Annotated in this window: 20 protein-coding genes and 1 tRNA gene; 10 read left to right on the forward strand and 11 right to left on the reverse strand. The window is 59.6% G+C overall.

Annotated elements, in window-relative coordinates:
* Positions 1-181: 181 nt before the first annotated feature.
* From ccoS to B145_RS0109890, 3 genes are all read right to left on the reverse strand, one after another.
* Complete coding sequence (ccoS, locus tag B145_RS0109880; protein WP_018607047.1) at positions 182-391, reverse strand: cbb3-type cytochrome oxidase assembly protein CcoS; 210 nt, start codon at positions 389-391, stop codon at positions 182-184.
* On the reverse strand, positions 367-2,877 hold the full coding sequence (locus B145_RS0109885) for a heavy metal translocating P-type ATPase (RefSeq protein WP_018607048.1): 2,511 nt from the start codon (positions 2,875-2,877) through the stop codon (positions 367-369). The genes ccoS and B145_RS0109885 overlap by 25 nt, the downstream gene beginning before the upstream one ends.
* 80 nt (positions 2,878-2,957) lie before the next feature.
* Positions 2,958-3,033, reverse strand: a tRNA-Thr gene (locus tag B145_RS0109890).
* 280 nt (positions 3,034-3,313) lie between these two features.
* Here B145_RS0109890 and B145_RS0109895 point away from each other — a divergent pair.
* From B145_RS0109895 to B145_RS0109930, 8 genes are all read left to right on the forward strand, one after another.
* Positions 3,314-4,111, forward strand: a complete 798-nt coding sequence (locus B145_RS0109895; RefSeq protein ID WP_157288357.1) for a BPSS1780 family membrane protein — start codon at positions 3,314-3,316, stop codon at positions 4,109-4,111.
* 48 nt (positions 4,112-4,159) lie between these two features.
* A complete protein-coding gene (locus tag B145_RS25155) occupies positions 4,160-4,846 on the forward strand; it encodes an RDD family protein (protein WP_018607053.1) in 687 nt (228 codons plus the stop codon).
* Entirely contained in the window at positions 4,843-5,832 is a 990-nt protein-coding gene (locus B145_RS0109905) for a stage II sporulation protein M (protein ID WP_018607054.1), read from the forward strand. The genes B145_RS25155 and B145_RS0109905 overlap by 4 nt, the downstream gene beginning before the upstream one ends.
* Complete coding sequence (locus B145_RS0109910; RefSeq protein ID WP_018607055.1) at positions 5,822-7,354, forward strand: DUF4129 domain-containing protein; 1,533 nt, start codon at positions 5,822-5,824, stop codon at positions 7,352-7,354. The genes B145_RS0109905 and B145_RS0109910 overlap by 11 nt, the downstream gene beginning before the upstream one ends.
* The gene (locus B145_RS0109915) at positions 7,347-8,630 is read left to right on the forward strand and encodes a DUF4350 domain-containing protein (RefSeq protein ID WP_018607056.1); all 1,284 of its coding nucleotides are present in this window, start codon (positions 7,347-7,349) and stop codon (positions 8,628-8,630) included. Before B145_RS0109910 ends, B145_RS0109915 begins: the two co-directional genes overlap by 8 nt.
* Positions 8,627-9,598 (forward strand): AAA family ATPase, encoded by a 972-nt coding sequence (locus B145_RS0109920; protein WP_018607057.1) that lies wholly within the window; start codon positions 8,627-8,629, stop codon positions 9,596-9,598. Before B145_RS0109915 ends, B145_RS0109920 begins: the two co-directional genes overlap by 4 nt.
* Before the next feature lie 6 nt (positions 9,599-9,604).
* Complete coding sequence (locus B145_RS0109925) at positions 9,605-10,912, forward strand: DUF58 domain-containing protein (protein ID WP_018607058.1); 1,308 nt, start codon at positions 9,605-9,607, stop codon at positions 10,910-10,912.
* 199 nt (positions 10,913-11,111) lie between these two features.
* The gene (locus tag B145_RS0109930) at positions 11,112-11,672 is read left to right on the forward strand and encodes a hypothetical protein (protein ID WP_018607059.1); all 561 of its coding nucleotides are present in this window, start codon (positions 11,112-11,114) and stop codon (positions 11,670-11,672) included.
* Between the two features lie 98 nt (positions 11,673-11,770).
* Here the strand turns inward: B145_RS0109930 and B145_RS25160 are convergent, their stop codons facing one another.
* The 6 genes from B145_RS25160 to petA all read right to left on the reverse strand — a co-directional run bounded on the left by B145_RS25160 (position 11,771) and on the right by petA (position 19,101).
* Complete coding sequence (locus B145_RS25160; RefSeq protein ID WP_018607060.1) at positions 11,771-14,842, reverse strand: sensor domain-containing protein; 3,072 nt, start codon at positions 14,840-14,842, stop codon at positions 11,771-11,773.
* Between the two features lie 33 nt (positions 14,843-14,875).
* Positions 14,876-15,367, reverse strand: a complete 492-nt coding sequence (locus B145_RS0109940) for a ClpXP protease specificity-enhancing factor (RefSeq protein ID WP_018607061.1) — start codon at positions 15,365-15,367, stop codon at positions 14,876-14,878.
* Positions 15,368-15,506: 139 nt separating this feature from the next.
* Entirely contained in the window at positions 15,507-16,106 is a 600-nt protein-coding gene (locus tag B145_RS0109945) for a glutathione S-transferase N-terminal domain-containing protein (protein ID WP_026259003.1), read from the reverse strand.
* A 104-nt stretch (positions 16,107-16,210) separates the two neighbouring features.
* Positions 16,211-16,978 carry a cytochrome c1 gene (locus B145_RS0109950; protein WP_018607063.1) on the reverse strand — a complete coding sequence of 256 codons (768 nt, stop codon included), beginning with the start codon at positions 16,976-16,978 and terminating at the stop codon, positions 16,211-16,213.
* Entirely contained in the window at positions 16,975-18,465 is a 1,491-nt protein-coding gene (locus tag B145_RS0109955; protein WP_018607064.1) for a cytochrome b, read from the reverse strand. Before B145_RS0109955 ends, B145_RS0109950 begins: the two co-directional genes overlap by 4 nt.
* A gap of 3 nt (positions 18,466-18,468) precedes the next feature.
* Entirely contained in the window at positions 18,469-19,101 is a 633-nt protein-coding gene (gene petA / locus B145_RS0109960; RefSeq protein WP_018607065.1) for a ubiquinol-cytochrome c reductase iron-sulfur subunit, read from the reverse strand.
* 330 nt (positions 19,102-19,431) lie between these two features.
* Here petA and B145_RS0109965 point away from each other — a divergent pair, with 330 nt between their 5' ends.
* Both B145_RS0109965 and fabI read left to right on the forward strand, forming a co-directional pair.
* Positions 19,432-20,208: an HAD-IIA family hydrolase gene (locus tag B145_RS0109965; RefSeq protein WP_018607066.1), complete on the forward strand. Its 777-nt coding sequence runs from the start codon at positions 19,432-19,434 to the stop codon at positions 20,206-20,208.
* A gap of 18 nt (positions 20,209-20,226) precedes the next feature.
* On the forward strand, positions 20,227-20,991 hold the full coding sequence (gene fabI, locus B145_RS0109970) for an enoyl-ACP reductase FabI (RefSeq protein WP_018607067.1): 765 nt from the start codon (positions 20,227-20,229) through the stop codon (positions 20,989-20,991).
* 74 nt (positions 20,992-21,065) lie between these two features.
* Here fabI and B145_RS0109975 read toward each other — a convergent pair whose 3' ends face one another.
* Both B145_RS0109975 and recR read right to left on the reverse strand, forming a co-directional pair.
* On the reverse strand, positions 21,066-21,665 hold the full coding sequence (locus tag B145_RS0109975) for a DUF2059 domain-containing protein (protein WP_018607068.1): 600 nt from the start codon (positions 21,663-21,665) through the stop codon (positions 21,066-21,068).
* 33 nt (positions 21,666-21,698) lie between these two features.
* Positions 21,699-22,286 (reverse strand): recombination mediator RecR, encoded by a 588-nt coding sequence (recR, locus tag B145_RS0109980; RefSeq protein ID WP_018607069.1) that lies wholly within the window; start codon positions 22,284-22,286, stop codon positions 21,699-21,701.
* Positions 22,287-22,303 lie beyond the last annotated feature (17 nt).

Here is a 22,303-nt window from a genome sequence, read left to right on the forward strand (position 1 = left end):
GGCAAGTAGACAAAAAAAGGGTGCGACAAGCGCACCCCCAACCCCAACAGAGAGACTTAACGACCCGCGCCACAGAAGGGCTTTTAGGTCGGCACCGACGCCAACGTCGGTATGAAGCTAGTATGCCTGAGCCCAGCCAGCCGGCCTTGATGAAGGTCAATCGCGCTCCACCAAAGTGGTATCAAGCGGGTAAATCGTCCTTTTTGGTCGGTTGCGGGTGTGCTTCCCCAGGAATCAAAGGGACAGGATCTGCGTCATCAAACAAAACCTTGTAGGCCGGGCCATCCAGATCATCAAACTGACCGCTCTTGACCGACCACCAGAACACCGCCCCGATCGCAAAAACCAGCACGATGGACAAGGGGATCAGGATGAAAAGGCTACTTTCCACGATTTGGGCTCCATTCGCGCAATTCGCAAGGCATTCAAAACAACCAGCACCGAACTCAGGCCCATCCCCAGCCCGGCCAGCCATGGGGAGACCCACCCGGCCATGGCGGCAGGGATTGCCACCAGATTGTACGCCAAGGCCCAGAGCAGATTCTGGCGGATGATCCGCATGGTACGCACTGCCACCTCACGTCCCCAGGCCAGACGAGCCAGATCATCGTTGAGCAAAAGGATGTCCGCCTGATTCCGCGCCAGCTCCGTGCCACCTGCCATGGCGATGGATACATGCGCCTGCGCCAGCACGGGGGCATCGTTGATGCCGTCGCCCACCATCGCCACCACCTGCCCGCCACGCTGGTAAGCCGCCATTGCGGCCTGCTTGTCCTCCGGCAGTAAACCTGCATGCACATCGCCCACCCCCAATGCGCGGGCCACCACCTGGACCGCCGCTTGGGCATCCCCACTCAGAATCGACACCTCGCAATGCGCGGCACGCAAATCCTGCATCAGCCTCGTCGCTTCAGGGCGCAAGCCATCCCCCAGCACGAAAGCGGCCAGCCACTGGCCCTGGCTGACCAGATACACCTGGGTGGAGGCAGCCGCAGCTCCGCACCACTCAGGCAGAGGGACTGCGGCAAAGTGCTCGGCAAAGCGCAACTGCCCGATGGCATAGCGTTGCCCGACGACCACCCCTTCTATACCCTGGCCGGGGTAGACCTGCACTTCACTGGCCGCCCTGGGTTCTGCCACCCGTGCGCAGATGGCCCGCGCAATGAGGTGTTCGGAGTGCACTTCCATCCCTGCCGCCAAGGCCAGCACCGCCTCCTCATTCTGCCCAGGCGCCAACTTGATACTTTCCAGTTGAAGCTTGCCTGTCGTCAGCGTGCCGGTTTTGTCGAACACAAAATGCCGGGTTCGCGCCAAGGTCTCGATGGCATGTCCGCGTGTCACCAACAAGCCGCGATGCGCCAGAACATGCGTGGCAACCGTCAGCGACACGGGGGTCGCCAGCGACAAGGCACAGGGGCAACTGACCACCAGGACCGACACAAAAATCGGCAAGACCTTGCCCGCATCTGCATGCCACCACCAGAGTGCAGTCCCCACCGCAAGCGCCAGCAACACCCAGGTGAATCCGTTGGCCACCTTGTCCGCCAAAGCCACCACGCGCGGGCGCTCTTCGGCGGCACGCTCCATCAGGCGGCGAATCGAGGCAAAGCGCGTGGATTCGCCCGTGCGGCTGGCTTCAATGGTCAGGCTGCCCGCGCCATTCACACTGCCCCCCAGTACCTGGGCACCGGGCTTCTTACCCACCGGCAGGCTCTCGCCACTGAGCCAGGATTCATCCACCTCGCTCTCTCCGGCCAGCACCACACCATCGACCACAATCACCTCACCGGGGCGCACCAGCACCCGATCCCCCACCGCCAGCCTGGAGACCGGTACCTGCTCCTCCACCTCGCCCGAGGCGGACAGGCGACGCGCGAACACGGGCACCAGCCGCCCCAGTGAATCGCCTCCCCTGGCAGCCCGCTGGCGCGCCAGCATTTCCAGAAAGCGCCCACCAAGCAGAAAGAATACGAACATCGTGACCGAGTCGAAATACACGTCCCCCGTTCCACGCACCGTGGACCAGACGCTGGCGAGGAAAGACAACCCGATACCCAGTGCGACCGGGAAATCCATGCCGAAATGCAAGCGCCATAATCCCGCCCAAGCCCGCCGGAAGAAGGGGGCAGCCGAATACACCATCACCGGCAGGGTCAACACGAGGCTTGCCCAGCGCATGATGCTCTGCACGGTCGCGCTCATTTCGCCCTCGCCCGCTATGTAGGCGGGATACGCATACATCATCACCTGCATCATCCCGAAGCCTGCCACAAACAGGCGACGCAAAGCCTGCTGCCGTTCTGCCTTGGCAATATCTTCAAAACGCCCCGGATCAAAGGGGTAAGCGCGGTACCCAATCGCCGCTACCGCAGCCAGGATGACCGAAAGCTGGATGTCTGCCGCGCGCCAACGCACCTTGGCACGATGCGTAGCGTAATTAACCTGCACCGCCACCACGCCCGGCAAGGCGCGCAGGTGACGTTCGTTGAGCCAGACGCAGGCAGCGCAGTTGATGCCTTCCAGAATCAGGTCCGCCTCGGACTCCCCCTCGGCCACCGGGCGCACAAAGGTTTGCTGAAAATCCTGATTGTCATACAGGCCGAGGGCGGCGACTTCGGCCTGAAAATCCTCTACCGCCTTGCTGGGGTAGGATTCACGATGGCGGTAGTAATCCACCAACCCGCCATCAACAATGGCCTGACATACAGCCTGGCAGCCCATGCAGCACATCGGCTGCGCCTGCCCATCAATCTTGACGCTTAGCGCCACGCCCAGAGCAATCGCCTGCCCACAATGGAAGCAGCGCGGCTGCACCTTCTCACGCTCCGTTGCTGATGAACCAAGATTCGACACTGCCGCACCCTGCCCGAAAACCATGCCAAGGCCGCCACTATAGCCGGATGCCACCACAAAACAAAAAAGGCCACCCCTAATGAGGCGGCCCTTTCTGATGCAACTGGTGCTGCTGACCGGAATCGAACTGGTGACCTACTGATTACGAATCAGTTGCTCTACCAACTGAGCTACAGCAGCGTGGGAGGCGGACTATACCGCAGTTTCTGGCCCGACTCAAGGGTCTGCGGCGGCTCCCAAACAAAATTCGTGATAAAAAAACGCCGCCTGAAGTATCCTCTACACAAATAGCCGGTAAAACGCTCTTGTACCGCTTGTCTCATGGCTTGCCCGCCACAAGGTTATTGCAGAATGGGTAGTCATGCTGCATGCTTGACGATTGGGGGCAGCAGGCACCAGCGGCGCACAAACACCGAGGCACAGCGTCATCACAAATTGATCGCAATTGGGAGGGTTTGAAGTGGAAGAACAACATAAGAACCCCTATGCACCACCCGAAGCCAACGTGGGGGATGCACATCTGGATACGGGGACGGGGTCTTTCATTCCCGGTGGCCGGGTAGTCCCTGCCGGGCATGGCATGGAGTGGATCAGCGCAGCATGGCGTTTGTTTGCGAGCGCGCCTTTGGCCTGGGTGGGGATGTTTGTTGTCTTCGCCCTGATCTGGATCGTGATCTCGATCATTCCTATTGTTAACATGATTGCCAGCCTTTTGCTGCCCATGTTCATGGGGGGCTTGATGATTGCAGCTGACAACCATTTCAATAAAGGGGACGCGCAATTTAGCGACCTGTTCGCAGGCTTTGAACGCTACAGCTCCCCCCTGATCGTGTTGGGCGCGCTGTTTCTGGCGTTCTCCTTCGCCTGCCTTTTGCCGATCATTGTGATTGCGATTTTTGGGGGCATTGGCGGTGCGATCCTGGCAGGCACCGGTTTTCAAGGGGCCATGGGTGGCATCTTTGTATCCATCGCCATCGCGGTCATCGTCGTGCTTGCCCTGATGTTCTGCCTGTACGCATCGCTTTGGTTTGCCCCGGCATTGGTGGTTTTGCAGCATGTGCGCCCCCTGGACGCGATGAAGATGAGTTTTTCCGCCTGCATGCGCAACTGGGCGTCCGGGCTGGTGTTCAGCCTGATGGCCTTTTTGCTGATGATTCTGTCTCTCTTGCCACTCGGATTGGGCTTGTTTGTGTTCGCGCCGGTGATGTATATCACCATGTATACAGGCTATCGTGACATTTTCATCCAGGAAGAATGATTTCACCCCATTTACGACGGTGGCACCTGATGGTGTGGCCGCACTTTTATGCTTGATACGGTTCGCTCTGTCACCACCCCGGAACTCATCGAAGTCCAGCTCCACCCGGCCGGTCTGCTACCGCGCTCGCTGGCGTGGCTGGTGGATGCGGGTATCCGCCTGGGGATCATCATCATGGCCAGCCAGATCCTGCTCATCCTGGGGAATTTTGGGCAGGGCATCCTGTTGCTGCTGTATTTCGGGCTGGAGTGGTTCTACCCGGTGCTGTTTGAGGTGCTGGGTTCAGGCGCCAGCCCTGGCAAGCGGGCACTCGGGCTTACAGTCGTCAATGCAGACGGCACGCCCGTGGGCTGGGGGCCTTCGCTGACCCGCAACCTGCTGCGCACGGCGGATTTCCTGCCCTTCCTGTACGCCATCGGCATCATCTCGATATTGTTTGACAAGGAATTCCGCCGCCTGGGCGATATCGTAGGGGGCACGCTGGTGATCTACCGTGACCCGACCGGCAAACTCCCTGCCATCGCCCAACTGGACCCCATTGCCCCCAACCTGCCGCTGGATCGGGCCACGCAACGCGCCCTGGTGGCCTACGCAGAGCGCGCTGCGCTACTCACCACCGCCCGCCTGGAAGAGCTTGCCAGTCTGGTGCCCCACCTCGCCCGTAGCGAATCCGGCCCGCAAGGCATGGCCCGCCTGATCGGGCTGGCCAATTACCTGATTGGGCGGCGGACATGAAGCAGGAACTCTTCGAGCAGTTGCACAACGCAGAGTGGAAGTTGTTTGAAACCTGGCTGGCGACATCCCCCACCCGGAAGAAACGCAAAAAGGATGCGCCCCCGCCACCGCCCAGTTTCCCTGCGGCCGAATTGCCACACCGCTATCGCATGCTCTGCCAGCATCTGGCGCTGGCGCGTGACCGGGACTACTCGCTGGCCCTGGTCGCCTATCTGCACCGCTTGGTGCAGGCCGGACACGACCGGCTCTACGGGGTGCCCGCAGGGTTTGCCATGCGTGCCCTGCGCTACGCGGCCGGGGGCTTTGCGGCGGATGTGCGGGCCAACCGTTGGTGGGTGCTGGCTGCCACGCTTTTGCTGTTTGGCCCGGCTTTACTCATGATGGTAGCCATCCGCTATCAGCCTGATCTGGCGTATCTGGTCGTCAGCCCTGAACAGGTGGCGCACTTTGAGGCCATGTACAACCACACGGGTGACACCATCGTGGCGCGGGAGGCTTCGACCGATGTGGCCATGTTCGGCTTCTACATCTTCAACAACGTCAGCATCTCATTCCGCTGTTTTGCCGGGGGGATTACCGCCGGACTGATGTCGGCCTTTGCCTTGATCTTCAACGGCCTGTTGTTCGGGGTGGTGGAATCCCGTCTGGCACTGGCCGGACTAGGGCACAATTTCTATTCCTTTGTGATCGGGCATGCGGGCTTCGAGTTGGGGGCAATCACCCTCTCCGGCGCGGCAGGCCTGCGCCTTGGCATGGCCGTGGTGGTGCCAGGACGGCGTACCCGGCGCGAGGCGTTGCGCGAGACAGCCTCTTCGCTGATCGGCATGGTGTGCGGGCTGGCAGCGATGCTGGTGATCGCCGCACTGATCGAAGCCTTTTGGTCGCCCTTGCGACTGGACTACACCCTTAAGCTCATCGTGGGTTCCATACTCTGCCTGATGCCCATAGCGTATTTCATCTTCGCGGGGAGGGATCATGGAGCTTGAACGCCTCTCCGTCGCCCTGCGCCCACGCAACAATTGGGAAGCGGTGGACCTCGGGCTACGCCTGGCGGTCTGCAATCTGCGTGCACTCTATGCCAGCTGGATGGTGGTGGCACTCCCCGTGGCCGCGTTGATTTTCCTGGTCGTTGGCGGCGGGCTGGGCAAACCGGCATGGGCCGCTTTTGCCTTGTGGTGGCTCAAGCCTGCTTTTGACCGCATCGGCGTCCACGTCATCAGCCATGCGGTTTTTGGCGAGGCTCCCAGCGTGCGGGATACCCTGCGTGCCTTGCCACGCCTGCTGGGTGCTACAGGTCTGCTCTGGGGACTCACGCTGGGGCGCTTCAGCCTGCAACGCAGCGCGCTTCTACCGGTCGACGTGCTTGAAGGGCTGAAGGGTGCTGCCGCCCGCCAGCGCAAATCACTGATCTCACGCCGCATCTCCAACGCGGCCATCTGGCAGACCCTGGCTTGGCTGCATCTGGAGACGGTGTTCTGGCTAGGCTTCTGGGCCATGATCCTGCTCATGATCCCCAAGGAACTGCTGCCGGACTTCAACTGGCTTGATCTGATCCGTGGTGGTGAACTCCCGAGCTGGCTGTACTGGTGTTCCTATGCCCCGCTCTGGCTGGCGAGCGTACTGCTCGAACCCCTCTATATTGCCGGGGGTTTCATGCTCTACATCAAGCGCCGGACAGACCTGGAAGCCTGGGATATCGAACTGCAACTGCGCCGCCTGAATCAACGCAAGGAGGCCAGTTCGCTCTTTGGCATCCTTGCCAGTGCGGCACTGGCCCTGATGCTGGGCGCTGTAATGCTGAGTCCGGGCGAAGCACAGGCTGCCACCAGCCGCGATACGGCCATTGCCAAAGCGCCAGAGACGCTGAAGGAAGTCCTCAAGCAGCCGGAATTTGGTAAGGATGAAGTGGATCACCAACTCAAATGGCATGACGACTGGCGCAAATCCGATACCAAAGATCCTTCCTGGCAATTTCCAGACTGGTTCAAGGATTTTGCCAAGTCGGTGGGACACGGCCTGACATTGGTCATCAAAAGCATTGCCGCCCTGGGGCGCATCGGCGGTTGGCTGCTCATCGCACTGGCCGTGATGGCGCTGGCCTATCTCATCAGCCGCTTCCGCTGGCAGAAAACCAAACGGCTACACATTCCACCGGCCGAGCTGGCGGGCTTTGATATCCGCCCGCAATCCTTGCCCAAGGATATTGCAGCCCATGCACTGGAATTGTTACGCAATAACGATCCGCGTGGTGCGCTCAGTCTGCTCTTCCGTGGCAGTCTCTCGCGTCTGGCACACCGTGAGCAGGTGCCTTTCACACGCGGGGATACCGAAGGCGATTGTCTGGAGCGTGTTCGCAAGAGTGCCCCTGCCCGCTCGGGTTTCTTCGCCCGGCTACTGGGCTGCTGGCAACGGCTGGCCTACGCCCACCGGGTCATCCCCCCCAGCGAAATCGAAGCCTTGTGTGAAGAGTGGTGGCGGGAATTTGGCCGGGGAGACGCTCATGTCTAAAACCCGCTGGATTCTGCTGACCATCGCGTTGATCCTTGTCTCCTTGGTCGGAAGCTTCCTTGCCATGCATCTGCGCTGGGAGCAAACCACCCGCCGCACAGGCATGACGGGGGAAGCCCTACACAACCCATACCACGCTGGCATGGAGCTGATGGATCGCCTGGGCTACCCGGCCAAACGCCTGGACAACACTGCAAGCCTTGCACGCCTATCGAGTCAGACCACCTTGCTACTGGCGGACCCTGGCAAATTCAGCGATAAAACCCAGCTTGCCATATTGACCAATTGGGTACGCAACGGCGGGCATTTAGTGCTGCCACTCAGTACGGAACAGCGCGACAACCCACTGTTTGATGCTTTTGGCATTCAGCCTCTGGGCGCAATGCAAGACAAGGAAAGCAAAACCTTCAAACTGCATGTTGAAGGCGAAACCTTGCAGATCAGGCTCGACGAGGCAGAGGTCTTTGAATCAGACAAGGCTCCTATGTGGGAAGCCGACCTGGATGGCTGGTTTGTGAGCGACGTTGCTAAACACCCAAAGCCCTCTGAGGATGAAGACGAAGACAGCGAGGGGAACAACGCCTCGCTCAAACACAAGGAACACTTTGTCACCGTCCAGCCCAAGGACGTGGATGACCCCGAGCCCACGGATACGGTCTCCATCTATGCCCGCCTGAAGTATGGCAAGGGGTTTGTGACGGTGGGCGACACATCTATGCTGACCAACCCGCAGATCGCCAAGTTCGACCACGGCCGCCTGCTGGTGCATCTGCTCAGCCTGCCAGACGACAATCGTCCGGTCTTCATGATTCTGGCACCGGAATTCCCCAGTCTGCCTGCATGGCTGGCTCAGCACGCACCCGAGGCACTGGCGGCATTCCTCCTGCTAGCGTTGAGCAGCATCTGGCACTTTGCGCCGCGCTTCGGCCCCCTGCTCCCTGAGCCGCAACCCGTGCGCCCAGGGCTACGTGAACATTTGTCGGCCAGTGGCAGCTTCTTGCTCAAAGCCCGGGCATATGAAGCGCTGATCGCCCCCTTGCGCGAGGAAGTCACGCGCCAGCTCAGCTTTCTGCAAAGCCGTCATCCGGAGATCCGCACGCCACACGACCTGGGCGCGGCCCTCAGCGGCATGAATGCCAACGAGATTGCCCGTGCCCTGATGCCCGACCCGGAAAACCACCAGGAATTCTTGCGCCGCTGCCATACCCTGGCTGTGCTGCGCGATCACTGTAACCGCATGCGACAACCCGCTTCTGATCCAGGAACCCACCCATGAATCTGCCCACCACCCCCATCGAAGCCACCGAACTGGCACGCCAGCTGCGCGGGGAAGTTGCCCGCGTCTTTGTGGGCCAGAATGCTGTGGTTGAACACACGCTTTGCGCACTGCTCTCAGGCGGCCACATCCTGCTTGAAGGCGTGCCCGGCCTGGGCAAGACCTTGCTGGTCAAGGCGCTGGCAAAAACCTTCGGTGGCCAGTTTGCACGTATCCAATTCACCCCTGACCTGATGCCTGCGGACGTTACCGGCCACACCCTGTATGACGTGCGCAGCAGCCAGTTCGTGATCCGCCGTGGCCCGGTGTTTGCCAATCTGGTGCTGGCCGACGAAATCAACCGCGCCCCGGCCAAGACCCAGGCCGCGCTGTTGGAAGTGATGCAGGAGGCGCAAGTCACCATCGAAGGCAAGACCATGCCCCTGCCTCCCCCTTTCCTGGTGCTAGCCACCCAGAACCCGATTGAGCAGGAAGGCACCTACGCACTGCCCGAAGCACAGCTTGACCGCTTCCTGCTCAAAGTGCTGATCGACTACCCCTCCCTGACCGAAGAACGTGCCCTGGTCGCAGCATCCTGCACCGGGCGCACCGGGGACCGCCTAGAGGTGGAAAGCGTGCGCCAGATCGCCACCCCGGAACAGCTTGTCGCCATGCAGCAGATTGCCGCAGGCTTGCGCGTGGATGATGCAGTGCTCGATTACGCCGTGCGTATCGTGCGCTCTACCCGCGAGTGGCCGGGGATTGCCATTGGCGCAGGGCCACGCGGCGCCATCGCCCTGGTCCGCGCCGCACGCGCCATCGCACTCCTGGCAGGCAGAGACTTTGTGACCCCGGATGATGTCAAACACATTGCCCTGCCCGCCTTGCGCCACCGTATTAGCCTGGTGCCGGAAGCCGAGATTGAAGGGCTTTCCATCGACGGCGTGCTGAACAGCCTGCTTGCGCGCACCGACGCTCCGCGTGCCTGATCGCCCATGGTTCTGCCATCCAAATACCTGCTGATCGGTGTAACGGCCTGGTTTGCCAGCGGCGTCATCACAGCCTTTGTCCCCTCTGCCTCCATTGTGTGCACGGGCGGCGGCATCCTGTTACTGCTTTGGGCGGCGACAGACTTTGTCCTGGCCAGGAGTCAGGCACTGCCCGTGTTGCAACGGGTGGTGAAATCCACCCTGGCACTGGGAGAATGGGCACCAGTCGAGCTTCGTCTGCATTGGCCGCACAATGTGCCGGAACTGGCAGAGGTTTTTGACCACTTCCCGCAAAACTTTGTCCAGGAAGGTTTACCCGGCAAGATTCTGACGGCAGGCGCCAACACCTTTTCGCTGCGCTACCGGGTTCGCCCGCTGCTACGTGGCGACCACCGCTTCGGGGCGACCGAGCTGCGTATCCGCTCGCCCTGGGGTGCCTGGCTGCGCCAAAGCGCGATGGGTGAAACACAGGATGTGCGCGTCTATCCCAATTTTGCCCCCTTGGCGCGACATGCCCTGCGTGCGGTGGATTACCGCAATGCCCGTTTTGGTTTGCAACAGCGCCGGCGACGGGGTCAGGGGATGGATTTTGCCCAGTTGCGTGAATACCGCGAGGGAGATTCCCTCCGGCAAGTCGACTGGAAAGCGACCATGCGCATGGGCAAGATGATCTCCCGTGAATACCAGGATGAGCGCGACCAGCGCATTCTGCTGCTGGTCGACTGCGGGCGGCGGATGGGCGCACGCGATGGCGACCTCTCGCACTTTGACCATGCGCTGGACACCATGCTGATGCTGGCCTACGTGGCCTTGAGCCATGGTGACCGGGTGGGCTTGATGACTTTGGGCGGGCCGGAGCGTTATCTGCCCACACAGCATTCATCCAGCACGGTCAGCCACATCCTGCGTGAAACCTACGATTTGCAGCCAACCTTGCAGGTCAGCGATTTTGAACGTGCGGCAGAAAGCCTGCTGGCCCGCGAGCGCAAGCGCGCCTTGGTCGTGTTGCTGACCAACCTGCGTGACGAAGACGACCAGGGCCTGCTCTCCGCCACCCGCATCCTGAGCAAGAACCATCTGGTCTTGGTTGCCAGCCTGCGCGAAAGTGCCCTGGACCGCGTACAGACCGAAACCATCCACAGTGCCCAAGACGCAGCCCGCCTGGGCGCCGCCGTAGGCTACGCACGTCGCCGTGAAGCCTCGCTGCGGCGGCTGCGGGCAGAAGGCGTCATGTGCCTGGATGTAACGCCAGAGTCGCTGGCCATTGAAACGGTGAATCGTTACCTGGCCGTCAAGGCCGCAAGTTTGTTGTAAAAAGCGCTTAAAACATTAAAAATATTACAAACACAACACCTCAGATGACCAATGGTGTTTTCCTCGCCGGCGGCTGGAACTATTATTCAGACATAGGATCGAATCACGCGAAGAACGGGTGGGGAAGCAGACAAGCTTCCGCGTTTTGGGGCAAAACAGGCCAGCCCTTGATGACCTGAGGATAACGAGGAGGGTTGAGATGGACATGAATCGACGCCCCATCCAGGTGGCAATCCTGTCACTGGCCTTCGTTTGCTCGGGCGCTTTCGCGCAGTCAAGCGGTTTGCGTCTGACGCCTCAGTTTGGCGTGTATGAAAATCCTATCGGCCTAAAATTGCGTCTGATCAATTCACGCAGCCCCTTATTCTCGGTGCCTGCAGATAATTATCTGGCGCCGCCGGTTGAGCACTCCTCACAGGCTTCCAACAGAGCATCTACCGCACTGATCGGAGATTGGCAGCTCAACGCCAGTGGCCTGCGTGCGTCGGCGGGCTTGGTCTTGCGCTATAAGGTCAGCACACTTCTTGGCGAAGAAAACCGCCGCCAGGATGTCTTTCAAAGCTCGCCGGAAACCTATATCGGCCTGGGCTGGAGTACCGAGCCCTTTGGTGCCAAGAGTTGGCGCTTCTCTGCTGACGTGGGGTCTTTTGTCTCCACCCGTTCGCGCAACATCAGCAGCATGGCCCAAGGTTTGCAGCCCGATGGCACAGGCATCCGCTGGACGCCTTACCTGTCCATCGGCGCACAGTTCAACTACTGATCAATTTTCCGGGTTGCTCTATTCGCGCTGGCGTCAAAAAAGCGTAAAGGGAGTCTGTCTGATCCGGGGTGTCAAACTGCGATCCCCTGTACAACCTTCTAGCGCCCCTGTGAGCTGATTGGCCCGCGTTTCAGAATGTCCATGAAGGTTTCATGCGTCACCGGCGGGCAGAAGTAATAGCCCTGTGCCTCGCGGCAGCCTTCTTTGATCAGAAAATCGATCTGCGCACGTGATTCAGCCCCCTCTGCGATCACATCCAGCTTGAGGCTGCGCCCCAGTTGCACGATGGCGCGCACAATTGCCGCGTCATCCGGATCGCTGACCATGTCCCGCACAAATCCCTGGTCAATCTTGAGGCGGTCCACGGCAAAGCGCTTGAGGTAGGACAGCGAGGAATAGCCAGTGCCAAAGTCGTCAATCGATAGGCGCACGCCCAGCTCCTTGAGCCGCTGCACGGTATCGAGCACATCCTCGGCATGCTGCATGAGTAAAGACTCGGTCAGCTCAAGTTCCAGATATTCCGGTGGCAGGCGGGTTTCGGCGAGCACCTCCCGCACCGTTGCGACAATATCATCCCGCCTGAATTGCAATGCCGAGATGTTGACGGCAACCGATACATCCTCAAACCCACGGTCATACCACTCGCGGGCACGCAGGCAGGCTTCACGCAGCACCCAGCGGCCAATGGGCACAATCAGGCCAGACTCTTCCGCAATCGAAATAAAGCGCCCGGGGGGGACAAAGCCCAACACGGGGGACTGCCAACGGATCAGCGTCTCGGCCCCCATGATCAGCCCGGTCTCCAGCTGCACCTGGGGTTGGAAATGGAGCATCAGCTCGTTGCGTACAAGCGCCCGGCGGAGCTGATTCTCGGTTTGCAGGCGCTCCAGCGCATTGGCATTCATGGCCTCGGTAAAAAAACGGTAGGTATTGCGCCCATTTTCCTTGGCGTGATACATCGCCGTATCGGCATTCTTCATCAGCGCCTCTGGCGTATCCCCATCGCTGGGATAGACCGAGATGCCGATGGAAAAAGAAGTCCCCAACACGTGCCCATCCAGATCAAATGGCTCGGAGAGGTGCCGCAGGATCTTCTCTGCAATGCGTGCCGGGTCTTCGGTGTCTCCGATGTCGGTCAGCACGATGATGAACTCATCGCCCCCCTGGCGGCAGATGGTGTCAGTCTCCCGCACACAGCTTTGCAGGCGTTCGGCCACGGCTTGCAGCAAGCGGTCTCCGGCAATATGGCCCAGGGAATCGTTGATGGTTTTGAAGCGATCCAGATCCAGGTAGAGCAAAGCCAGCAGATCGGCATTGCGCTCAGCCCGCCCCATCGCCTGTTCAAGCCGGTCCTGGAACAAGGCACGGTTGGGCAAGCCCGTCAGTGGATCATGATGGGCGAGGTAGGCAATCCTCGCCTCGCTGTTCTTGCGTTCGGTAATATCGGAGAATACCGCCACGAAGTGCGAGATGGAGTTGCCACGATTGTGCACCGTTCCGATCGAGAGCCACTCCTGGAACTCCGATCCATCGCGTCGCCGCTGCCACACTTCCCCTTGCCAGGCGCCTTTCTCGGCCGCCTCACGCCAGATCGTATCGTACTGAACCTCATCTTGCTGCATGGAGGAGAGCAATGCAGGCGTCTGCCCCACCACGAAACCGGCGGTGTAGCCCGTCAGTTCCGAAAATGCCTTGTTGACCGATAGAATCCGCCGCTGGGCGTCGGTGATCATGATCGCCTCGACGCTGTTGTCGAACACCGTGGCCGCCAGACGCAAATCTTCCTCGGCCCGCCGTTGTGCAGTCACATCATTCAGCGTCAGCACCACGGGGTAAGCCCCCACCACCTCGTCCCGGGTCAAGGGTTCGGCCTTGGCCAGCATCCACAGCCGCGTGCCATCGCGCCGGTCGATCCCCACCACGGCAGCAGTGGGGCGGCCAAAATTGCGCGTCCGCGCACCGGGCAATTCATCTGCGGGACAAGGCGAGCCATCCTCACGCACAAAGCCAAACCCCTCGGGCTCCTGCTGCGGGGGAAATACTTCATCCGCAGCAAGCCCGTACAGACGACGCGCCGCATTGTTGGCAATGATGACGCGCCCGGCCGCGTCGCGCATGATGACGCCTTCGCGCATAGCCGCGAGGATGGTCCGCATCCACCCTTCACTTTCACGCAGTTCCCGCTCGGCATTCTTGCGTGCAGTAATGTCTTCGATCATCTCCATGAACTGGCTGGCACCCTGGTTGGAATGCACCATCGAGACGGTCAGATGCACCCACACAACGTCTCCATCACGCCGGATCATCCGGCGCTCAACAGAGAAGGTTTCCAGCTCACTCTCAATCAAGGCATCGCGCAGGTCTTCTTGCTGAAACACGTCTTCAACATGCGTGATTTCGCGGAAGTCGCGCAACAGGAGTTCCGCCTCGCTATAGCCGGTGATCTCGCAATAACGCAGATTGACGCGCATGTATTGGCCGGTGAGCGAGCACAGACAGACGCCAACTGCCGCCTGTTCAAAGGCGCTACGGAAACGCGCCTCGCTATCTTCCAATAGCGCCTCATTGCGTTTGCGGGCGGTCAGATTGACAAAGATGCCGCGCATGCCAACGATCTTGCCCGCTTCGGCCCGGATAGGGGTACGCAAGTCGCGGATGTGGACTTCGTCACCATGCAGACCGACAAGGCGGTATTCACATTCATGCCCCTCACCGCTTTCGAGCATGCGTGCGGCAAATGCACGGGCGATATCGGCATCTTCAGGGTGCAGGCGGTTCGCCCAGAACCCGGATACCAACCAGGCCTCAAGGGGATAGCCCAGCAAGGCTTCGGCAGAAGCCGAGACATAGGTGTAGGCATCCGTGGCGGCGCTGTATTCCCAAGCCACCACCTGGGTGCCTTCCACAATCAGGCGGAAACGCTCCTCTGATGCACGCAGGGCTGCCGTATGTTGGGCCAACTGCTCCAGGCGCCGCCGGTACAGGAGCGCAGCGCAAAGCAATAGCGCTACAGCCCCCCAGAAAAACAGGGTTCCACTCACAAACGGAATCCCTGGGGAATAGCCCCCCTCACCCGCCACCGGCTGTGCCGCTGCAGGCAGGCAGAACGGCGCCACAGTGAGGCCAAGCCATAATCCCTTGACGCGATTGACGGCCCCACATGGCCCCATGGCAGTTCCCGGAAGGAAAAGTGTGCGGTCAGTTTACTTCACAACCCGCAGTCTTGAGCCTCCGGTCGGCGGGGGACTATCGGGCTGTGAGGGGGGCGTAGGGGTGGCTGGGCTGGCAGTCGGCTTGGCGGCAGGTGCGGTCTCGGTTTCCATTTTTGCGGCAGCCTCCGCGTCCATCAGCCCCCCCAGCTCCATCGCCGTTCCCCAATTGGTGCCGGGCTCAAAAGCCATGCCTCGCCCGTTCTCACGCGCATAGATGGCCATGATGTTCTGCAAGGGCACGTACAGCAGTTGGGCAACCCCACCAAAGCGGGCCTGACAGGTCAGCGCCTCATTGGAGATTTCCAATTGCTGGGTGGCATAGGGCGCCACGTTGAGCACGATCTGCTTGTCGCGCACATACTGGAGCGGCACGCGTGTATTCGCGTCCACGGAGACCGCGATGTAGGGGGTAAAACCGTTGTCCACGCACCAATCATAAATGGCACGAACCAAGTAGGGTTTGGTCGGTGTAATGCTCGGCATACGAAATCCAGGATCAACTGGCGTTCCGGGTACAACAGACCACAGAACACCGTGAAAAAACAGAAATGGCCGACATGATCGCTCATGCCGGCCACGGTATTCCAACTCGCTGGCGCCCTGGGGCGCCAAGCTGGACAAACTAGCGACGCATGGCGCGTTCTGACGGAGTCAGTGCGTCAATGAAACCCTGACGCGAGAAGATGCGCTCTGCGTACTTTTGGATCGCCGCAACCGATTTGGGCAATTCGATGGCGTAGTGCTCCATACGCCACAACAGCGGGGCGATGGCCACATCCAGCATCGAGAACTCATCACCAAGCATGAACTTCTGCTTGGTGAACATCGGCGCAAGTTGGATCAACTGATCGCGCACATGCACACGAGCCTTGTCGACCACGCCCTTCTGGTTCTTTTCCAGGGCGTCGATATGCGAGAACAGCTCATGCTCCAGCGAATGCAGCAGCTGGCGGGCACGAGCACGCATGATCGGGTCAGGCGGCATCAGTTGAGGATGTGGGAAACGCTCATCAATATATTCATTGATGATGTTCGACTCGTACAGGACGAGATCACGATCCACCAACACGGGGACACGGTTATACGGGTTGATCACGGCGATATCTTCAGGCTTGCTGAAGAGATCAACGTCAATCACCTGAAAGTCCATGCCCTTTTCGTACAATACGATCCGGCAACGGTGGCTGAACGGATCCGTTGTACCGGAATAGAGATTCATCATTGCAGAACTGCTCCAGGAATATTCAGTATCACGTACAACGCGACGCCCCTGTGGCATCTCGCTTTCGTGACGAGCCAACACATTCATTTCGGTTGTACACCCGATCAATGCACGTCCTTCCAATAGGCATGCTTGAGCAGGTAAGCCAGCACCGCAAGCACACCCAATGCGGCCAGCACTATCCAGCCCAAACCACGACGCGTCTCTTGTGACGGTTCCCCCATCCAGACCAGGAAGGAGACCAGATCGGCCACTTGAGCATCGTACTCCTCGGGCATGAGCAGCCCGGGTTTGACAACCTCAAGTTTCTCGATTTCCGTCACTTTCTTGCCGTGACCGTCGTCCTTGGTCACCAGCCGCGCTTCTTGCTCACCCTGCAACGACCACAACGCATGCGGCATCCCCACATTCGGGAACACCACATTATTCCAGCCAGTCGGGCGCGTATCGTCACGGTAGAACGAACGCAGATAGGTATACAACCAATCTGCCCCTGTTCCACTTTCCGAGGCGCGGGCCCGGGCAACCAAGGTCAGGTCCGGAGGTGCCACGCCAAACCACTGCTTGGCATCCTCCCGACGTAGAGCTATTTTCATCTGTTCCCCTACCTTATCGGTAGAGAACATCAGATTATCCTTGATTTGTTGCTCGGTCAGGCCGATCTGCGTCAACCTGTTGTAACGCAAAAAGCTTGCGCCGTGGCAACCCATGCAGTAATTGACAAACAGTTTGGCCCCATTTTGCAATGAAGCGTTGGAAAAACTGACCGGCGCCTTGTCGAGCTTCAGCTCAGTCGCAGCCTGCGCCAAGGGCGTACCCAGCGCGGCCCCCAACAGGGCGGCAACACACAGCAGCTTGTTGAGTAGCTTCATTTCCAGGTCACCCTTTCCGGTTCAGGTTTGGTCTTATCCAGGCGCGAATACCACGGCATGAAGGCAAAAAAGCACAGGTAGATCAGCGTACACACCGCAGCCACCGGCTCACCGGGGATGACACCAAAGAACGCATACCCCGGCGCCTTGGTCCCCAGAATGCCCAACAAAATGAAGCTCACCACAAACAGGCTCAGAATGGTCTTGTACAGCCCCCCCTTGTAACGGATGGACTTGACCGGACTTTGATCCAGCCAGGGCAGGAAGGCAAACAGCAGCACCGAGCCCCCCATCATCGCCACACCCCAGAACTTGGCGTCCAGGCCCTTGCCGAAGTGGACACCCAGAAGATCGAAGTCAAACAGCGCCGGCGTCTTGCCGAACACCGTCAGGCCGAAAAAGCCCCAATAGGTTCCCACCGCAACAAGCGCGCACAGACGACGCACCCACACGTTCTTGCAGCTCACGAAGCTCAGCCCCGCCACGACAACAACCAGCGCCCACAGGGCCGGTAGGAAGTCAGACGTGGTTGCCCGCAGCATCGAGTAGAACGGCGTGAAGTACCACACCGGCGCAATGTGCGGCGGGGTCTTCATCGGATCGTAGGGCACAAAGTTGTTGAATTCGAGGAAGTAGCCGCCCCCTTCCGGTGCGAAGAACACCACGGCAGCAAAGATGATCAGGAAGATCGACACCCCGAAGATATCCTTCACCGTGTAATACGGGTGGAACGGGATACCATCGATCGGAATGCCACGCGCGTCCTTTTTCTTCTTGATTTCCACCCCGTCCGGGTTGTTCGAGCCCACTTCATGTAGCGCAATCAGGTGAGCACTCACCAGCCCGAGCAGCACCAGCGGAATGGCGATGACGTGGAAGGCGAAGAAGCGGTTCAGTGTTGCGTCGCTCACCACAAAATCCCCCCGGATGAACACCGACAGATCCGGCCCGATCACGGGAACAGCCGAGAACAGGTTGACGATCACCTGCGCGCCCCACCCGGACATCTGCCCCCAGGGCAGCAGATAGCCGAAGAACGCCTCGCCCATCAGACACAGGAAGATGCCCATGCCGAACAGCCAGACCAACTCACGCGGTTTGCGATACGAACCGTAGAGCAGGCCACGGAACATGTGCAGATAGACCACGATGAAGAAGGCCGATGCCCCCGTGGAGTGCAGGTAGCGGATAAAGGAACCACCCGGCACATCACGCATGATGTACTCGACACTGGCAAACGCCACGGGAATCCCCGCGCCGTTCATGGAAGCATCCGGCTTGTAGTGCATGACTAGGAAGATCCCGGTCACGATCTGGTTGACCAATACCAGCAGCGCCAGCGAGCCGAAGAAATACCAGAAGTTGAAGTTCTTTGGTGCGTAATACTCGGCTAGGTGTTCTTTATACAGGGAACTGAGCGGAAAGCGTTCATCCACCCACCCCAGTACCTCTTTGCCCTTGTCGACCAGTGCATTGATCTGACTCATGGCTTATGCCCCCTTGGTGTCTTCGCCGATAATCAGGCGGGTATCGCTAAGATAGGTATGCGGCGGAATCACCAGATTGTCTGGCGCCGGCATGCTCTTGAAAACCCTACCTGACAGATCGAAACGTGAGCCATGGCACGGGCACAGAAAGCCCCCCGGCCAGTCATCGCCAATTCCGCTTTCCGCGCCGGGCACAAACTTGGCCGTTGGCGAACACCCCAGATGCGTACAGATGCCCACGCAGACGAAATACTCGTCCTTGATTGCCCGCGCCATGCCCTTGATATAGGAAGGCTGATCCGAGCGGCTAGACCCTGGGTCTGCCAGCATCGTCTCGCTCTTCTTGAGCGACTCCAGCATTTCCTTGTTGCGCCGCACGATCCATACCGGCTTGCCGCGCCACTCCACAGTCATCATTTCACCTGGCTGCAGACGTGAAATATCCACTTCAACCGGCGCCCCAGCGGCCTTGGCACGTTCAGAAGGCAAAAAACTGGCCACAAAAGGAACTGCCGTTCCGACGCCAACCGCCCCCCCTACCACCGCAGTCGCCGCCAAAAGCTGGCGGCGATTTGTGTCAGCGCAACTACAACTGAACGAAGCCCCGCCTGGAACATCTTGTTTGTCGTTGCTCATTGCAAACCTCTAGTGTTTGTGATCCAGAACCCGGCGATTATAGCCAATTTGGCCTCCGGGTTTAAAGCCCATGTGCGGTAAAAGGCTGAAACTCCCTGCTTCGACTAAAGATACTTCCCTGCCAATAGCACAAACGCAAATATTGCGCCCGTTTGGCACAGCATGCTGAAAAGCCCACCCCCACTGCCTTCTGCCCCGTAGCGTGGCACAAATACCGGGTGGGCCGTCCACGCTGGGGAGATCTGAGTCATACTCACGCGCAAAGGGCGTTGGTCATGTTACAGACGCCCGTGTAGCCTTTCCCACTTTCGTTTGTTGAGTACAAGAATCATGGCCAAAAGCATCATTTCAGACATGGATGGCGTCATCTACCGTGGCAAGCAGCTTATCCCCGGCGCCAAGGAATTTGTCACCCGTCTGCTGGACACCCAGACCCCCTTCCTGTTCCTGACCAACAATGCCGAGCAGACCCCGCTGGACCTCAAGCTTAAGCTGGAAGGCCTTGGTATCAGCGGCCTGACCGAAGACAACTTCATCACCGCAGCTATGGCCACGGCGATGTTCCTGAAGAACCAGAACCAGAAAAAGCACGCTACCGCTTACGTGGTAGGCGGCGGTGGCCTGATCAACGAACTCTACAACGTAGGCTTCTCGATCTCCGAGTCCAACCCGGACTATGTGGTGATCGCAAAATCCTCCACCTTCGGCTACGAGCAACTGAAAAAAGCTGTGCGCCTGATTGACCAGGGCGCCAAATTCATCGGCACCAACCCAGACATGATCGACCCGGTGGAAGGCGGGCTGGAACCTGCTGCGGGCACCTTCCTGGCGGCCATCTCAGCCGCAACTGGCAAGAAGCCCTACATCGTGGGCAAGCCCAATTCGCTGATGATGATGCTGGCGGCCCGCAAATTGGGCGCCCACCCGGAAGAATGCGTGATGATTGGCGACCGCATGGATACCGACATCGTGGGCGGCATGGAAGCCGGGATGAAGACGGTGCTGGTCCTCTCCGGCGTCACCACCCCGGATCTGATGACCCAGTTTCCCTACAAGCCGGACTGGGTGCTCAACAACGTGGGCGAAATTGACCTGCCTGCCCTGTAAGCAGCGAAAGGATTCCTCATGTTATCACTCCAAGGCAAACGCGGACTCATCGTTGGCGTTGCCAACGACAAGAGTATTGCCTATGGCTGTGCCAAGGCCATCCGCGCCCAAGGCGCAGAACTGGCCCTTACCTATCTGAACGCCAAGGCCGAACCCCATGTGCGTCCCCTGGCAGAAAACCTGGGCGCCTCGCTCATCCTGCCGCTAGATGTGGAGCAAGCCGGGCAGATGGAGGCCGTCTTCGCCGAAATTGCCCAAGGCTGGGGCAAGCTCGACTTCGTGATCCACGCCATCGCCTTTGCCACCAAGGATGATCTGCACGGGCGCGTCACCGATTGCTCACGCGAAGGTTTTGCACGCGCAATGGACATCTCCTGCCACTCCTTCATGCGCTTGGCCAAGCTGGCCGAGCCTTTGATGAGCGCGGGCGGTTGCCTGCTCACCATGGGCTTCCTCGGGGCAGACAAGGTTGTCGGCAACTACGGCATGATGGGGCCGGTGAAGGCGGCGCTCCAATCCTCTGCGCGCTACATGGCTTCCGAGCTGGGGCCACAGGGCATCCGGGTGAATGTGATCTCCCCCGGCCCGTTGCCCACCCGCGCCTCCGGCGGCATCAAGGGCTTTGACGCACTGCTGGGCAAGGCCGCAGCACGTACCCCCTTGAACAAGACGGTGGATATTGACGACATCGGTGCGCTGGCGGCCTATCTGGTCAGCGACGGTGCACGTGCCATCAACGGCCAGATCATTCTGGCCGATGGTGGCTACAGCATGGTGGATTGAGCCGCGCGCCCAACGCATGGGGGAAGAAAGCAATGCGCTCCCTACTTCTCCCATGCCATGCGCCATCACAGTGCTTATTCAGCCGCGTGCTTAGCCGTTTTTTTGGCAGCCGACTTCGCTGCTGGTTTGCTCTTGTCCTCCGCGCCACGCTTCACATCGGAAGCCTTGGCGAACTCATCGGCAAAAGTCTCACTGATCTGCTGCATCCTGGGGAACATCGGTTCAGTCAGCGCACGCATATTGCGCATGGATGCCTCGGTGAGTGCGGGCATCTTGGCAAGCATTTTCTGCCCCAGCGGCGTCTTGTAGAACTGGGTCAGTTCCACCACCTCTTCCTCGGTAAAAGTCTCCAGGTAGACTTTCGCCATCAGCTCCTTGTACTTGTCCCAAGCCAGCATTTCATCCATCACCTGGGAGATGCCGGAAGAGAAATGTTGCACCGCCGCCTGCTGGGCCTCGTTCAAATCCTTGGCCTGCTTGCTCTGGAGTTGCTGGACGAGAACCTGATTCATCACCTCCTGGCTTTGCTGTGCAATCTTGCCACGGATACTGACAAGCAGATTCTCCATATTGGTCTGGACGAACAGCTCATCAATCGCCTTGCGCTGGGAGGCTTCATCCGCCCAGGCGTTCAGTGAGAGGCCCAACAACAGCACGGCAAGTATTTTCTTCATTTTCACTCCTCGAAATAGGTCGCAGAGACGGAATCAAACCCCGCGTCGTTCAACAAAGGCCTGCGCAATCGTGCCCAGGTCGGTATGTTCCAGTTCGCCCCCAACCGGCACGCCCCGGGCGATGCGGCTCACGCGCAGCCCACGGGCACGCAGCATTTCACCCACATAATGCGCGGTCGCCTCGCCCTCGTTGGTAAAGTTGGTGGCGAGAATCACCTCTTGCACCTTGCCATCGGTCGCGCGCGCCAAGAGCTTGTCGAGCTTCAATTCCCGCGGCCCGATACCATCCAGCGGCGAAACCCGCCCCATCAGCACGTAGTACAAACCGTGATAGGCAAGGCTGGACTCCATCACGGCGAGGTCGGCGGGCATCTCGACCACGCATAGCTGGGCCTCGTCGCGGGAGAGATCGGCACAACGGTCGCAGATATCGGTTTCAGAAAAGGTGTTACAGCGTTCGCAGTGCTGGAGTTCGGTCAGACACCGGGTCAAAGTGGCGGCCAGTTGGGCCGCGCCGTCACGGTCCCGCTGCAACAATTGATAGGCCATGCGCTGGGCCGATTTGGGGCCGACACCGGGCAAGACCCGCAAGGCTTCAACCAGACTATCAAGAAGGGACATAGAGGTAGGGCCAAAAA

The sequence above is a fragment of the Uliginosibacterium gangwonense DSM 18521 genome (assembly GCF_000373965.1).
GTDB classification, from domain to species: Bacteria; Pseudomonadota; Gammaproteobacteria; order Burkholderiales; family Rhodocyclaceae; genus Uliginosibacterium; species Uliginosibacterium gangwonense.

Coding starts and splice junctions, on each gene's coding strand:
- B145_RS0109885 (WP_018607048.1), bottom strand. CDS start 2,877: ATGGTTTTCGGGCAGGGTGCGGCAGTGTCGAATCTTGGTTCATCAGCA.
- B145_RS25155 (WP_018607053.1), top strand. CDS start 4,160: ATGCTTGATACGGTTCGCTCTGTCACCACCCCGGAACTCATCGAAGTC.
- B145_RS0109905 (WP_018607054.1), top strand. CDS start 4,843: ATGAAGCAGGAACTCTTCGAGCAGTTGCACAACGCAGAGTGGAAGTTG.
- B145_RS0109910 (WP_018607055.1), top strand. CDS start 5,822: ATGGAGCTTGAACGCCTCTCCGTCGCCCTGCGCCCACGCAACAATTGG.
- B145_RS0109915 (WP_018607056.1), top strand. CDS start 7,347: ATGTCTAAAACCCGCTGGATTCTGCTGACCATCGCGTTGATCCTTGTC.
- B145_RS0109920 (WP_018607057.1), top strand. CDS start 8,627: ATGAATCTGCCCACCACCCCCATCGAAGCCACCGAACTGGCACGCCAG.
- B145_RS0109925 (WP_018607058.1), top strand. CDS start 9,605: ATGGTTCTGCCATCCAAATACCTGCTGATCGGTGTAACGGCCTGGTTT.
- B145_RS0109930 (WP_018607059.1), top strand. CDS start 11,112: ATGGACATGAATCGACGCCCCATCCAGGTGGCAATCCTGTCACTGGCC.
- B145_RS25160 (WP_018607060.1), bottom strand. CDS start 14,842: ATGGGGCCATGTGGGGCCGTCAATCGCGTCAAGGGATTATGGCTTGGC.
- B145_RS0109940 (WP_018607061.1), bottom strand. CDS start 15,367: ATGCCGAGCATTACACCGACCAAACCCTACTTGGTTCGTGCCATTTAT.
- B145_RS0109945 (WP_026259003.1), bottom strand. CDS start 16,106: ATGATGAATCTCTATTCCGGTACAACGGATCCGTTCAGCCACCGTTGC.
- B145_RS0109950 (WP_018607063.1), bottom strand. CDS start 16,978: ATGAAGCTACTCAACAAGCTGCTGTGTGTTGCCGCCCTGTTGGGGGCC.
- B145_RS0109955 (WP_018607064.1), bottom strand. CDS start 18,465: ATGAGTCAGATCAATGCACTGGTCGACAAGGGCAAAGAGGTACTGGGG.
- petA (WP_018607065.1), bottom strand. CDS start 19,101: ATGAGCAACGACAAACAAGATGTTCCAGGCGGGGCTTCGTTCAGTTGT.
- B145_RS0109965 (WP_018607066.1), top strand. CDS start 19,432: ATGGCCAAAAGCATCATTTCAGACATGGATGGCGTCATCTACCGTGGC.
- fabI (WP_018607067.1), top strand. CDS start 20,227: ATGTTATCACTCCAAGGCAAACGCGGACTCATCGTTGGCGTTGCCAAC.
- B145_RS0109975 (WP_018607068.1), bottom strand. CDS start 21,665: ATGAAGAAAATACTTGCCGTGCTGTTGTTGGGCCTCTCACTGAACGCC.
- recR (WP_018607069.1), bottom strand. CDS start 22,286: ATGTCCCTTCTTGATAGTCTGGTTGAAGCCTTGCGGGTCTTGCCCGGT.